This window comes from Brevibacillus sp. WF146, from assembly GCF_001673705.2.
Classification (GTDB): domain Bacteria; phylum Bacillota; class Bacilli; order Brevibacillales; family Brevibacillaceae; genus Brevibacillus; species Brevibacillus thermoruber.
In genome coordinates this window covers 3,398,822-3,412,386 of the sequence record NZ_CP109943.1, presented here as the reverse complement: position 1 = coordinate 3,412,386, position 13,565 = coordinate 3,398,822, and the positions used below count along the sequence as shown (strand labels likewise).

12 protein-coding genes are annotated in these 13,565 nt (G+C 58.1%); 8 read left to right on the top strand and 4 right to left on the bottom strand.

Annotation, left to right across the window (positions count from 1 at the left end; translation table 11 throughout):
• Window positions 1–29: 29 nt before the first annotated feature.
• Entirely contained in the window at window positions 30–1,157 is a 1,128-nt protein-coding gene (locus A6764_RS16935) for a glycosyltransferase family 61 protein (RefSeq protein WP_065068102.1), read from the top strand.
• A 122-nt stretch (window positions 1,158–1,279) separates the two neighbouring features.
• Here A6764_RS16935 and A6764_RS16930 read toward each other — a convergent pair whose 3' ends face one another.
• The 3 genes from A6764_RS16930 to A6764_RS16920 are packed head-to-tail and all read right to left on the bottom strand — an operon-like array spanning window position 1,280 to window position 4,091.
• Window positions 1,280–2,521, bottom strand: coding sequence for a glycosyltransferase family 2 protein (locus A6764_RS16930; RefSeq protein ID WP_065068103.1), 1,242 nt, complete (start codon window positions 2,519–2,521; stop codon window positions 1,280–1,282).
• 13 nt (window positions 2,522–2,534) lie between these two features.
• Window positions 2,535–3,368 (bottom strand): FkbM family methyltransferase, encoded by an 834-nt coding sequence (locus tag A6764_RS16925; protein ID WP_065068104.1) that lies wholly within the window; start codon window positions 3,366–3,368, stop codon window positions 2,535–2,537.
• Window positions 3,369–3,374: 6 nt separating this feature from the next.
• A complete protein-coding gene (locus A6764_RS16920) occupies window positions 3,375–4,091 on the bottom strand; it encodes an FkbM family methyltransferase (protein ID WP_065068105.1) in 717 nt (238 codons plus the stop codon).
• 283 nt (window positions 4,092–4,374) lie between these two features.
• Here A6764_RS16920 and A6764_RS16915 point away from each other — a divergent pair, with 283 nt between their 5' ends.
• From A6764_RS16915 to A6764_RS16905, 3 genes are all read left to right on the top strand, one after another.
• Window positions 4,375–5,637 carry a glycosyltransferase family 2 protein gene (locus tag A6764_RS16915; RefSeq protein WP_065068106.1) on the top strand — a complete coding sequence of 421 codons (1,263 nt, stop codon included), beginning with the start codon at window positions 4,375–4,377 and terminating at the stop codon, window positions 5,635–5,637.
• A 127-nt stretch (window positions 5,638–5,764) separates the two neighbouring features.
• Entirely contained in the window at window positions 5,765–6,412 is a 648-nt protein-coding gene (locus A6764_RS16910) for a class I SAM-dependent methyltransferase (protein WP_065068107.1), read from the top strand.
• 34 nt (window positions 6,413–6,446) lie between these two features.
• On the top strand, window positions 6,447–7,160 hold the full coding sequence (locus A6764_RS16905) for a class I SAM-dependent methyltransferase (RefSeq protein ID WP_065068108.1): 714 nt from the start codon (window positions 6,447–6,449) through the stop codon (window positions 7,158–7,160).
• Window positions 7,161–7,252: 92 nt separating this feature from the next.
• On the opposite strand, the gene A6764_RS16900 is transcribed toward A6764_RS16905, so the two are convergent.
• On the bottom strand, window positions 7,253–8,989 hold the full coding sequence (locus tag A6764_RS16900; RefSeq protein ID WP_065068109.1) for a phospho-sugar mutase: 1,737 nt from the start codon (window positions 8,987–8,989) through the stop codon (window positions 7,253–7,255).
• A 158-nt stretch (window positions 8,990–9,147) separates the two neighbouring features.
• Between A6764_RS16900 and A6764_RS16895 the strand changes: the two genes are divergently transcribed.
• The 4 genes from A6764_RS16895 (at window position 9,148) to A6764_RS16880 (ending at window position 13,501) form a co-directional block, all read left to right on the top strand.
• Entirely contained in the window at window positions 9,148–10,251 is a 1,104-nt protein-coding gene (locus A6764_RS16895; protein ID WP_264622293.1) for a glycosyltransferase, read from the top strand.
• 7 nt (window positions 10,252–10,258) lie between these two features.
• A complete protein-coding gene (gene gmd / locus A6764_RS16890) occupies window positions 10,259–11,230 on the top strand; it encodes a GDP-mannose 4,6-dehydratase (protein WP_065068111.1) in 972 nt (323 codons plus the stop codon).
• 123 nt (window positions 11,231–11,353) lie between these two features.
• Window positions 11,354–12,169, top strand: coding sequence for a hypothetical protein (locus tag A6764_RS16885; RefSeq protein WP_065068112.1), 816 nt, complete (start codon window positions 11,354–11,356; stop codon window positions 12,167–12,169).
• Between the two features lie 306 nt (window positions 12,170–12,475).
• Window positions 12,476–13,501, top strand: a complete 1,026-nt coding sequence (locus A6764_RS16880; protein ID WP_029097539.1) for an asparaginase — start codon at window positions 12,476–12,478, stop codon at window positions 13,499–13,501.
• Window positions 13,502–13,565 lie beyond the last annotated feature (64 nt).

Here is a 13,565-nt window from a genome sequence, read left to right as displayed (position 1 = left end):
CACGTTTACGACTGATCGGAGGGGAACATATGGAACGATGGGATGATGGTGTCGCTCCTCCCCGTGATTTTTACAACTCCACGGCGGATTGGGCGGCAGCAGCGTATCCGGATCAGAAAAGTGCGGCGGGCGTGTATCGGAAATGTCCGGTAGAACCGTTTCACTATGATCCCGGCCGTTTCCAGCAGCCGATCGACCCTTTGATGTGGACGATGTACGGCGAACCGCTGCCCTACTACATTGCCTTCATGCCGGACGGAAGAGTGTGGGGGGAGAACGGCGCGGTGATCAGTCCGGACAACAAACTGGTATGGGATGTCTCCCATGAGATGTACCGGCTGCCGCAGGAGCATTCCGTCTTTGAGCAGAAGCGGCTGCCGCCCGTCACACGTCTGCCCGGGACCGCAGCGCTGTTGACATATGTGGGAAGTTCCAATTATTTTTTTTGGATGTTCGACGTATTGGCGCGGATGGAACTTCTGCAGCGAGAGGGGATCACCGTCGACAAATACCTGATCAATCAAAAGCGCCAGCTGTTTCAAGATGAGACGCTTGCCGCACTCGGAGTAACACCTGATCGGCTGATCGAATGCAGAAGCGATACCCACATCTGCGCGTCCAACCTGGTCATTACCCCGCCGGTGGAATATTCGGGCCACGTGCAAAAATGGGTGTGCGACTTTCTGCGCGAACGGTTCGCCGGGTGGCGGACAGCCGTGTCCGGCAGGAAGGGGGAACACCGCCTCTATATCAGCCGCTCTGGGGCACGTTACCGACACGTGCGCAATGAAGAGGAAGTGGTTGCTTTCCTGGAACGGCACGGATTTACCCGCATCCATTGTGAAGAGTATTCGGTCGCCGAACAGGTGCGCATGTTTGCATCGGCACAGGTGATTGTCGCACCGCACGGGGCGGGCCTTGCCAATATTGTCTTCTGCCGGCCGGGAACGAAAGTGGTGGAGTTTTTCTCTCCGCACTGGGTTCGCCAAACGTACTGGATGATCAGTTGTCACTGCGATCTGGATTACTACTACCTGCTCGGCGAGAAGCGGGAATTGGTCTACGATGTGTGGTCCATCCGGCACCACATCCAAGACGATATCGTCGTCGATCTGGGGCGCCTGGCCGAGCTGCTGAAACTGGCTGGATGCACATAGCGGCAGGGGGCGGCGAAGGAAAAAACGGGGTGCTTGCCATTGGGCCAAGCACCCCGTATCCGTTTGGATGAGGCGGTATGCGATGATGGGGGGCGTGCCGACCGCATGCGGCGGACTGCAGGTTACAGCCGGGGAACAGGAGTGCGATGATCCCGGACCCACTGTGCGATTCCGGCGGGATTTGCCAGATACGCCCGGTAAAACTGCAGCTCCTGATACGTGAGAGGAAGCACCTGATCGGCCAAAAAACTGATGACGCGCGGATTTGCCGGGGACCCAATCTTCACGTTCCACGATGCGAAAATGTCCACCTCATGGTTCGTCCTGTCCGGCGGGAGCGGAAGTTCCACCGTGAATGTCGTTCCGCTCACGGCAATCCTTCCCGTCAGGCTGCCGTTTATCACGTAATGCAGGAAAGCAGGATGGGAAGACGGCGGACTGCCCAGTCTGCTGCCCCTGATCAGCAGCGTGTGCGCGGGAGCCTGCGGATCGGATTGAATCGAGACGTGAAATCTGGGCGGGACCCACATGTCCGGGTAGCGGTTCATCGCTGTGATCCGCGGCGCCCCGCCAAAAACCGCGTGCGCCCGAAAAAAGGTCAGCAGCGGAAAAACGCCCTTGTTGTGGTGAAAGTACAGGTATTCCAGCACCCAGTCGTTTGACACGGTGCCGTAATGCTTGGCGCTCGTCCTGAACACTTCCTGGAGCCCTACCGTCGGCCACTGGTTGACCGATTTGGATGCGGCGTGATACCTGGCTTTTGCCCAGTAATCGGGCACATAGCCGATGGGGTGGTGCTTCGCGATGCGAATCCACAAGTCGTAGTCCATGCAGAAGCTGAGCGATTCATCCAGGCCCCCCACCTCGTACAAGACCTGTTTTCGGATGAAGGCGGCAGGCTGCAGGATGTTGCACCGTTCAAACAGTTTTTGCCGATCTTGCGGCTTGACGGGAAACGGCCTGATCGGCAGGTTTCGCTCGTTCGCACAGTAGCCGTTTCCGTGCACCATCCCCCAGTGGGGGTTTGCCATCAGGGCTTGAACCGCTTTGCGGATGGCGCCAGGCAGATACGTGTCGTCCGAATTCAGCCATCCGATAATCTCTCCCTGCGCGACAGACAAGCCTTTGTTGATCGCGTGGGACTGGCCGCGGTCCGGTTCGGACACGAAGCGGAATTTCTCGCTCTGCCGGTTGTATTGGGAGAGAATCGCAAACGTGTTGTCCGTAGATCCGCCGTCGATCACGATGTGTTCCACATGCGGATAATCCTGCTGCAGCACACTCTCGATGGTTTCCCTGATATACGTCCCTTGGTTATAGGAGGGGGTGATGACGCTCACAAGCGGAAGCGATTGGGTGTCCATGGGTCTCACTCTCCTATTTGCGAGATGGGCCTGGGTGTGAAGTCAACCAGATGTCCACATAGCCGCTGTACTGTTTGCAATGGTCATCATAGAACGAAAGCAGACTGTCAACGGTAACGGGGGCGGGCTTGACATCCTCGACCAGCGAGTTCACGATTTCCGCCCGGGAAAACAGGCGAAGCAGGCGTTCGACCTGCTGCTTGGAGGTGCCGTGGCGGTACAGGTGGTAGGGCGAATATTCCGCGATCACGCTGGTATGCGGGCCAATCATCGGCAAACAGGCCTCCAAAATGTCAAAGTCCGCCCCCTGGGTGTCGGTCACGATCAAGTCAAACGAGTCTGGAGCTTGGTTGCGATAACTCTCTTTGAGAAATTCCGGGGGCTGCACCATCGGGATGTGGTAGGGGATGCCGTGAAAAATGGAGACGTCCGCATCGTCCAGTCGGGGCATGGCGCAGCGGTGGTCGGATGAATCCCAATCGCTTTTGTAAAAAGGGATAAACCCCTGTTTTTTTCCCGCTGCGAACGGAAACGCGTGGACGTTGCGCACCTGGTTGATCACCAGGTTCATCGTCAACAGCGAGTAATTGACCGGGTCAGGTTCAAAACAATAGATCATGGCGGTTGGCTCCACCTTGGCCAGGAAAATCGCCGCCGAGCCGATATGGCCGCCGGCGTAGAGAATCCGGTCCTTGCGTTTGAGAACCTTTCGCGCGTGATCCAGCGCGTCCGACCACAGCTTCTTCCCGCTCCGAAATTCGGCGCCGGTGATGTTATCTTCCAGGTTTGTCACAAGCGTCATGGTGACATCGTTCAACGACACTTCCGTATGAGTAAAAGGGTGCATGACCGTCTACCTCCGCACAAAGATGCCGTTTACCTGAAGCACTTCCCCTGTGGTGTAGTCTGCAAAATCCCTTTCCAGATAGAGCAGATCAAAACCCAAGCGATCCACGTAGTCAATCATGGCCGGGTACAGCAATTGGTGCTGGTACAAGGGGACAAGCGACAGTTCCATTTCCAAGATGTCCACTTGGGGCAGCGTCCGTGCGGCCCCCTTGAGTACCTCCAGTTCGTATCCCTGGACGTCCAGCTTGAGATAGACGCGTTCGTGCGCGTGCATCAGCGACGGCTGCAGCGAATCCAAACGCGTAATGGCGATGGTTTCCCTGCCGACGTAGCGCGAATCGGGAGCGCCGATCACGTGCCGGTCCAGCATCGGCAAAAGGGAACTGCTGTAGGAGTTGCCGGCGATATTGATGATGGTATAGCCCTCCGTGCTGCCGAGCGCCACCTGCTTGCAGTCCCAGTGGGGATCGCTGGAAGCCCGTTGGCGCAATTGGGCAAATTCTTTGGACAGCGGTTCAAAGGAGACGATTCTGCCGCGATACCCTTGCTGTCTCAGCTTGGTGGCGTACTGTCCGGTATTGGCGCCAACATCCAGCACGAGAGCGATCTGTTTATCGGCAATCAATTGTGGTCTGCTGGGAAACTGGCGGAAGACCCAGTCAAATTTGCGAGAATCCAAGGCAGTGCGGACCGCATGCTTCAAGATTTGACGATTGTCCATTACAGGTTCTCCCCTCCGTGTAAATGGCAGGCATCCGGATGATCATTCATTGCCTTATAGAGTAGGATATGATTTCTTCACCCGGATGGTTTGGACAGCAGTGTCATCGTTTTTCGGTTTTTCCGAAAAGCTGTGCGTTCTCCTGTGTTCGATCAGCCGAAAATGAATGCCGCACCACGTCCGGCTGCCGGGAAAATCGCCCGGTCTCGCCGCGGAACCGCTTCGCATAGGTTATCGTATCGCGCCGGGAAACATAACTTCTTACAACGAAGGAGGGATATGTGTGGCTTCGGAAGATCTTCCCTTGGTGAGCATCATTACGCCGTCGTTCAATCAGGGGCAATTTATCCGCCAAACGATTGAGAGCGTGCTGCAGCAGGACTATCCCTATCTGGAGCACATCGTGATCGACGGCGGATCTACGGACGACACGCTGGCTGTTTTGGAGCATTTCAGCCAGGTGGACACGCGCTTTCGCTTCGTTGCCGAGCCTGACCGGGGACAGTCCCACGCGATCAACAAGGGACTGGCGTTGGCCAGGGGAGAGATCATCGGCTGGCTGAATTCGGACGATACGTACGAGGCGGGGGCGGTCATGAAAGCGGTGAAGGCGCTTCAAGAGCACCCCGATTGGGGCATGGTTCACGGAAACGCCTATGTCACCAACGAACACAATCAAAAGGTTGCCGTCTTCCCGTTTCCCCCAAAACTTCCGGTCGATGCCCGGGAACTGTTTGAATGCTGCCACATCTGCCAGCCGTCCGCTTTCATCCGGAAAGAGGTGATGGAAGAGGTTGGCGGAGTGGATGAGAAGCTGAACTTCTGCATGGATTACGACCTGTGGATTCGGATTGCCAAAACGCATCGCATCGGCACCATTGAAGACTACCTGGCCAACGCCAGATACCACGGCTCCAGCAAATCGGGAACCCAGTGGGCATCGGTCGGAATACCGGAGGTGCTTGAGACCAGCCTGAAACACTTCGGGGCCATTTCCAACACGTGGTTCGCGGATCACTACGTCCCCCAATACCGGAAATACGGCATCTACCGGATACTGCGCGACGTGAAAACATACAAGGTGTTCGGCAATACCCCGAAGCTGGCGGAAATGAACCGATACCCGGACCGGATGGTTCCGATCCAGCTCGTCCTGTCCATCAAGGTCGATCCCGAGCATCCACTCGACACGCTGCTGCTCAAGGGACAAATTCCCCTGAATGTTCCCGCCCAGCCGCAGAACATTCAGCAGTTGACCGTGATGCTCAACGGCCAGCTTGCCGGAAACGTTCGCATTCCCGCGAACCTGTTTGAGCTGGAAATCCCGCTCCGCTCTGATCAAGCGGAGAACCGGGTTGAAATCTATTCCTCGTGGCATGTCATTGTCCCTGACAGTCAACTGAACAAACGGGTGTGCAGTTTTCTTGCCCACGAAATCATTCCCCTGTCCCGCGAAGAAGCGGCGTTTTTCCGTGTGTTTACGAAAGAGCAGCATCGGCTGAGAGAGTGGATCCGCGAAACCAGGCGACCCGTTCCCCGAATCTGACCCCACTCACCTAATTTTAACGCCCGTCCGCCAACGAACCACGCAGCATCGAACATGCATGCATATCATAGGATCGTCGGAAAAATGGCAGCGACGTGCCAAAACTTACGTGAGGGGGTGGCGGGCAATGAGCGGGCACTTTTTCCTGCAGTCGCCCACACTGCACACCCGGTTGCTGGAAATTCAAGCGAAAGTGGCACCCATCCAGGGATGGGTGAGCGATCAAGCGGGCATGGTGTTATACCAGCTCACACGGTTTTATGCGCCCACCGGCACGGTTGTGGAATTGGGATCGTGGAAAGGACGGTCTACCGTCTGGCTGGCCCACGCCGTCAAGGACCGGGGAGCGGGCCGGGTATTCGCGGTTGACACCTGGAAGGGTACGCAAAACGGGGGGCCTGATGAACAAACCTGCCAGGCCTATTTGAAAGGATACCAAGAAAACCAGCTTTTCGAAGAGTTTCTGCAAAATCTCGCCAACGCCGGCGTGGCGGAATGCGTGCAGCCGCTGAAAGGAGATACGTCGGCCGCTTCCTGGCACTTTCCCAGGAAACATCCGATCGGTCTGTTGTTTATCGATGCGGACCACAATTACGAGGCGGTGAAGCGCGACTTTTCGTCATGGAGTCCGATGGTCCCGGCGGGAGGCTATGTCGTGTTTGACGACGTTCCGTCCTGGCCGGGTCCCACCCGTCTCGCCTCGGAACTGCCCGCCTCGTACAGGCGGATCTACATGGGATGGAACATATGCGTCTTTCAGAAGCTTCAGGGCTGAACCTGTCACAAGGGAAGGAGGGGAAGAAATCCGCATGAACCATGCCGATTTTTTGGCCGGAATCTCGTTTCGCAGGATTCAGCCGATCGACCAACTGCCGGGGAACATGTTTTTTGCCGACGATTTCGCCCTGCAGTCAACCAATACGGTGCTGCCGGCAGACGGGCTGCGGTTGACGGAAAACATCCGCAGTGTGTGGGACATTCCGAAAATGTCCACCTTCGCGATCGGGGCCATCCTGAACCGCTTCGTTTCGCAGCTTGCGCCCGGCCACGCCTACGTGAATGTCGGCGTGTGGCACGGATTCACGTTTCTGGCGGGACTGGCCAACCATCCCGATAAAACCTGCATCGGGGTCGACAACTTTTCGGCATTCGGCGGACCGCGTGACCGTTTCCAGTATTATTTTCAGCGGCATAAAAGCGGGAACCACGCATTTCACGAGATGGATTACGTCGAGTATTTCAAACGCGTGCACAAGGAACTGATCGGCTGTTACCTGTTTGACGGGCCGCACGACTACCACAATCAACTGCTGGCGCTGCAGATCGCCGAACCCTATTTCGCCAACGGCTGTGTCATTCTCGTTGACGATACCAATTGGGCCGATCCGCGCCGAGCCACCCTCGATTTCATCGCGTCCAGGCCCGGTCGTTACCGGATCCTGCTGGATGTCCGGACGGCCGGCAACGGTCATCCGACATACTGGAACGGCTTGATCGTGTTTCAAAAATGGCAGGAATCCTAGTTCGCGCCCAATTGCACAGGCGGATGAAACAAAGCCTCTGAAGATGTTGTACCGCTTCAGAGGCTTTGTCGTTCCCATCCGGACAGGACAGGCTACGGGGTCTTTAACAGGTGCCCGACCGCTTGTTTGAGCGCCGCCAGTTTTTTTTCCGCCTCTTCCAGAGAGGTACCCTTGACGCCGACATACAGCTTGATTTTCGGTTCCGTGCCGGACGGCCGGACGCAGAACCAGGACGCGTCGTCCAGCACGTATTTGAGCGCGTCGGTTTTGGGAAAGGTCAGCAGAGCGGTTGTGCCCAGGGCGACATCCCTGCGTTCGCCCGCCAGATAATCTTCCACGACAGTCACCTTTTTTCCGGCTATCTCCGTCAGCGGCCGGCTGCGCAGGCGAGAGAGGATGGACGCCATCGCGGCCATGCCGTCCCGGCCCCTGCAGGTGATCGCATGCAGGTCTTCCATGTAGTACCCGTACGTGGCGAACAACTGGAGCAATGCATCGTACAGGCTTCGTCCCTCCGCCTTGTGGAAGGCGCAGGCGTCGGCCATGAACAAGGCAGCCTGCACGGCGTCCTTGTCGCGGACGAAATCAGCGATCAGGAAGCCGCAGCTCTCTTCATAGCCAAACTGGAAGGCGTACGCGCCCGTTTTTTCAAACTCGCCCATTTTCTCGCCAATGTATTTGAATCCCGTCAGCGTGTCGACGGTGGCCAGCCCGAAATCAGACGCAATCGCCCTTCCCATCTCTGACGTGACGATCGTTTTCAACACGACGCCGTTTGCCGGAAGAGCGCCGCTTCGCCGTTTTTGGGACAGCAGGTAATGCAGCAAGAGCGCTCCGGTCTGGTTGCCGGTCAGAACGACGTAGTCTCCCTGAGGATGTTTCACGGCCACCCCGAGGCGGTCTCCGTCCGGATCGGTTGCCAGAATCAGGTCAGCGCCGTCCTTCTTCGCGTACTGAATGGCCAGGCGAAACGCTTGATGCTCCTCCGGATTAGGGGAGGAGACGGTGAAAAAAGAGGGGTCCGGATCGGCCTGCTCCCTTACGACCGTGACGTGGCGGTAGCCAAACGCGTCGAGTCCTTTCGTGATCGCTTCGTACGTGGTGCCGTGAAGCGGCGTGAACACGATGCGGACGGGATCGCCGGCCGATTGGACGGCTGGCGGGATGCGGCAGCTTTCCAACCGTTCCAGATACGCCTGCAGCAGCTCGCCGCTGATCGTACGCAATAAGCCGCTTGCCCGGAGCGCCTGTTCGTCCGCTGCCGCAATCCGCAGCTCGTCGCCCGCCTCCTCCATGTGCGTCAGCAGCGCTTCGGCGGTCGTCGGCGTGATCTGCCCGCCGTCTGCGCCGTATACCTTGAACCCGTTGTATTCCGGCGGATTGTGGCTCGCCGTGATGACAATGCCGGCAAACGCCCCCACATGGCGGACGGCAAACGAGAGCAGGGGCGTAGGGCACAAGCGGTCAAACAGATGGACGCGAATGCCGTGCCATCCCAGCACGCTGGCCGCTTCCACGGCAAACGTCCGGGATTTGTGCCGACTGTCGTAGGCGATCGCCACGCCCGCGTCCATCGCCGCTTTCCCGTGTGCGGTCACATAGCGGGCCAGACCCGCCGACGCTTTGCGCACGGTGTACAGATTGATCCGGTTGATCCCGGGACCGAGCTCCCCGCGCATGCCGCCGGTTCCGAATGCGATCGGTCTGGCAAAACAGTCTTCCAGGGTGTGGGGGTCGTCCCGCAAGCTGTACAACTGGGCGCGAAGTTCCGGATCGAGGTTGGCGAACGTCGTCCAGCGTTGATAGTGGTCCTGCCAATGTTCGGTCATCGCTAGCTTCACTCCCGCTTGATAGTACCAGTTGTTGTTAGGGTATTACCGGCGGTCGGTACTGGTGAACGATGCGGTCACAGGAAAACCGGAACCCGCCTTGCACATGCGCCATATATTGGGGGAGAATGGCATTTTCCGATTCCGGGGGTGAGCCGTTGAACGAGCGGATCAGGGTCAACTGGGTCGGGCCGCAATTTGCCGGCCACAGCATCGCTGTTGTCAACCGGAATCTCTGCAGGGAGCTGGAACGAGATCATCGCCTTTTCCTGAGAATGGGAGTGCCGCCGGACGAAATGATGCGGGTGCCGTCCTCCCGCGCGGCTTCGTTTGCGCCGTTTTCCGAAGCGGACGCTGCTGTTGTTCACGAGTGGACGCCCGGATGGGGCAAACCGGCCGGGAAGCGCCGGATCTGCATGCAGGCCTGGGAGTATGGAGCCATTCCGCGCGAATGGTTCATCCCGTTGAAGGAGGACGTCGACGAAATCTGGGTGTACAGCTCCTACAACAAGGAATGCTACGTGCGCTGCGGCATTCCGGCAGAAAAGGTCCAGGTGATTCCGCTGGGTGTCGACGAATCGGTCTTCCGCCCGGAGGCCAAGCCGATGCGCGTGGGGACGGCAGGGTTTCGCTTCCTGTTCGTCGGCGGAACCATCGTCCGCAAGGGGATCGATCTCTTGCTGCAGGCCTATGTGGACGAATTCACGGCGGATGACGATGTTTGTCTGGTGATCAAGGACAACGGGGCAGGCAGCTTTTATAAAGGATGGACGTTTCAAACGGCGATCCGGAAAGCCGCTTCCCGGCCGCGCAGCCCGCGCATTGTCTATCTGGACCGGCACTTGTCCGAAACGGAGATGGCGGGCTTGTATGCGGGTTGTGACTGCCTGGTTCACCCGTACCGGGGGGAGGGATTTGGACTGCCAATTGCGGAGGCGATGGCATGCGGACTTCCCGTCATCGTGCCGGACAAGGGACCCAGCCGCGATCTCTGTGACGGGCGGACGGCTTTTTTGCTTCCGGCCGAGGTGGTTGGACTCCCCGAGCAGGGAACGGGTCTCCCAGAGACGGTGGGGCCGCCCTGGTGGCTGTCCGTTGACAAGCACGACCTGCAAAAAACCATGCGCGTTGCCAGCGAGAACCGCGCCCTCGTCCAGGCAATGGGGCGCGCGGCAAGCGAGCGGATGCGATCCGCCTTTACGTGGAAACACAGCGCGGAGGCCGTCCTCCGCAGGCTGCAATCACTTGCTGAAAAGGAGTAGCGAGACCGTGACGAAAACAGCCTTCATCACAGGCATCACCGGCCAGGATGGGGCTTATCTGGCCAAGTTTCTGCTGGAAAAAGGATATCGGGTGGCTGGATTGCTCCCGCGGCGAAGCACCCGCAACCTCTGGAGACTGGAATACCTGAACATCGCCGACGAGGTGGAATACAGGGACGGAGACGTGCTGGACCTTTCGTCGCTGATCCGGGCTGTCAAGGCGGTTAAACCGGATGAGGTGTACCATCTGGCGGCACAGAGCTTTGTCGGCTCCTCCTGGGAGCAGCCCATCTTGACCGCCGAGGTGACCGGCATGGGCGTGCTGCACGTGCTGGAAGCGATTCGCGAGGTGGACCCGGGCATCAAAATGTATCAGGCGTCGTCCAGCGAACTGTACGGGCTGATCCAGGAGCCGATGCAGTCGGAGCAAACCCCGTTCTACCCGCGCAGCCCGTATGCGGTTTCGAAGCTGTTCGGTTACTGGATGACGAAAAACTACAGGGAGAGCTTCGGCATGTTTGCCAGCAACGGCATCCTGTTCAACCACGAGTCGCCGCTGAGAGGGCTTGAATTCGTGACGCGGAAGGTGACCCACACCGTCGCTCAAATCGCGGCAGGCCGGAAAAAGGAACTCCGGCTGGGAAACATTCACGCCAAGCGGGATTGGGGCTTTGCCGGCGATTACGTGGAAGCGATGTGGCTGATGCTGCAGCAGCAAAAGCCGGACGATTTTGTGATCGCGACGGGAACCACCACGACGGTCGAGGAGATGTGCAGGATCGCCTTTGACTACGTGGGGTTGGACTTTCAGGATTACCTCGTGATCGATCCGCAGTTGTTCCGTCCGGCGGAGGTGGACGTTCTGCTGGGGAATCCCGCCAAAGCGAAGCGGGAATTGGGCTGGGAACCCAAAACGGGATTGCAGGAGCTGATCCACATGATGGTGGAGGCCGATCTGCAGAGAGTCAAACAGGCCTAGCGGAATGACGGGGAAAAGGGGCGTACCGGCGCGTACGTCTTTCTTTTTTTGCGGCGCCCTCTATCCTGTGATACCCTGGGTTCAGGCTGTGATAGAATGGGAGAAAAGGGGAGGTGCGGATGCGTGCAGGAGCTCCTGAATGAATTCATGAACCACATGCGTGAATTTCGAAACGAGATGAACGTGCGGCTGGATCACCTCGGGCGCGGACTGGACGAGACGAATCAGCGCCTGGACCGGGTCGAGCAGGGGCTGGAGAAAACGACCAAACGCCTGGATCAGCTTGAAAAGGGGCAGGAGCAGATGGCCGTGCGCCTGGAGCGGCTGGAGAGCCGCTTGGAGCGGGTCGAAGAGGGCCAGGAACAGATGACCGTGCGCCTGGAGCAGCTTGAAAATGGCCAGAAGCAAATGGCCGAACGACTGGAGGGAGTTGAAAACGGCCAGAAGCAAATGGCCGAACGACTGGAGGGAGTTGAAAACGGCCAGAAGCAAATGGCCGAACGACTGGAGGGAGTTGAAAACGGTCAGAAGCAAATGGCCGAACGCCTAGAGCGGGTCGAAAAGGGCCAGGAACAGATGACCGTACGCCTGAAGCAGCTTGAAAATGGCCAGAAGCAAATGGCCGAACGACTGGAGGGAGTTGAAAACGGTCAGAAGCAAATGGCCGAACGCCTGGAGCAGGTCGAAAAGGGCCAGGAACAGATGACCGTACGCCTGAAGCAGCTGGAAAAGGGGCAGGAGCAGCTAAAAACAGGCCAGGAGGAACTAAAAGAGTCAATCAAGCACTACGCCATCTTGATGACGGAAAATTTCACCTCCATACGAACAGACTTGCGGAAGAACCATATGGACGTCCAAGCTGATGTGAACCTGCTGTTTAAAGAAGTGGAGGGCATCAAGCGGCATGCGCATAAAATCGAACAGCGCATCGGCATGTGACGGGAAACAGTCTTGCGAAAGGCTGTTTTTTTCGTACCGTTTTTGAACAACAATGGGGTGTCCGACTCAGGGGTGTTCGGCTGATTGACGCTCGACCATGACCTGTTAAAACTTTAGGGCAACCTGTTTGGGATAATAGGTTATCCTAAAAAAGAGCGATCAAACAATGGGTTCAGAAAAATACCGCAAGAATATCAGGAATTTTCACGATCTTCCGTCTGTGTCAGCTGGGTTGGCACGAAAGTTGCTATTTTCTCGGAGACGAAGAATCGAATTCTTTCACTTCAACACAAAAGGAGACAAGTCATGAACGTGGTAGCCAACGTATACCGAGGGGAAGCGGTGGAAAGCTCCCACCTCGGCCATGTAGCTGTCGTCGACGCAAACGGAACCCTGCTTTACTGGTACGGCGATCCTTATCGCCTCACGTACGCCCGTTCCAGCATGAAGCCGATTCAGGCGATCCCGGTGGTGGAGACGGGAGCGGCGGATCGCTTCGGGCTGGAGCCGGCCGATCTGTCGCTGTGCTGTGCCTCGCACAGCGGGGAGCCCCGCCACCGCGAGCGGGCGCTGGCGATGCTGGTCCGATGCGGACAAGCGGAAACGGCACTCAAGTGCGGAACACACGTGCCGCGGGACGAGGAGAGTTACAAGCAGCTGCTTCGGGAGGGCAAGCCGCTGACGCCGGTTTACAGCAACTGCTCGGGTAAACACGCCGGGATGATTGCCACCGCCGTCCATATGGGAGAAGATGTGGCCACCTACCATCACCCGGACCATCCGGTCCAGCAGCGCATCCTCGATGCGGTCAGCGACCTGACCAGCTATCCGCGGGAGAAGATTACGCTGGCCACGGACGGCTGCGGCGTGCCGGTCCACCGTCTGCCGCTGGCCCATTATGCCTGGGCGTACGCGAAGCTGGCCAAGCCGGACGTGATTGCCAACCCGTCGCGGCAGCAGGCAGTCCGCCGCATCACCGACGCGATGACGGCCCATCCGGAGATGGTTGGCGGCAATAACCGCTACTGCACCGATCTGATGCGCGCGTTCCGCGGCCGCGTGATCGGCAAGGCGGGGGCGGAAGCGGTCTACTGTCTGGGGGACCGGCAGACCGGGCTGGGCATTGCGGTCAAGATCGAGGACGGAGGAGCCCGTGCCATATACGCCGTCGTCAACGAAGTGCTGCGGCAGCTAGGGATCGGGACGGACGGACCGCTGAAGGAACTGGCGGCGTACACGGAGCTGGTCGTGACCAACATGAGCGGAACCGTTGTCGGGCGCATCGAAACCAGATTTGCGCTCAATCGGGACAACACGGTCTTGCGTGCGTAAAACGGACGACTGCCCAACGCGGCCGCCGTTTGACGAATACAATTAACCACAAAAAAGGGGGATT

Coding starts and splice junctions, on each gene's coding strand:
- A6764_RS16935 (WP_065068102.1), top strand. CDS start 30: ATGGAACGATGGGATGATGGTGTCGCTCCTCCCCGTGATTTTTACAAC.
- A6764_RS16930 (WP_065068103.1), bottom strand. CDS start 2,521: ATGGACACCCAATCGCTTCCGCTTGTGAGCGTCATCACCCCCTCCTAT.
- A6764_RS16925 (WP_065068104.1), bottom strand. CDS start 3,368: ATGCACCCTTTTACTCATACGGAAGTGTCGTTGAACGATGTCACCATG.
- A6764_RS16920 (WP_065068105.1), bottom strand. CDS start 4,091: ATGGACAATCGTCAAATCTTGAAGCATGCGGTCCGCACTGCCTTGGAT.
- A6764_RS16910 (WP_065068107.1), top strand. CDS start 5,765: ATGAGCGGGCACTTTTTCCTGCAGTCGCCCACACTGCACACCCGGTTG.
- A6764_RS16905 (WP_065068108.1), top strand. CDS start 6,447: ATGAACCATGCCGATTTTTTGGCCGGAATCTCGTTTCGCAGGATTCAG.
- A6764_RS16900 (WP_065068109.1), bottom strand. CDS start 8,989: ATGACCGAACATTGGCAGGACCACTATCAACGCTGGACGACGTTCGCC.
- A6764_RS16880 (WP_029097539.1), top strand. CDS start 12,476: ATGAACGTGGTAGCCAACGTATACCGAGGGGAAGCGGTGGAAAGCTCC.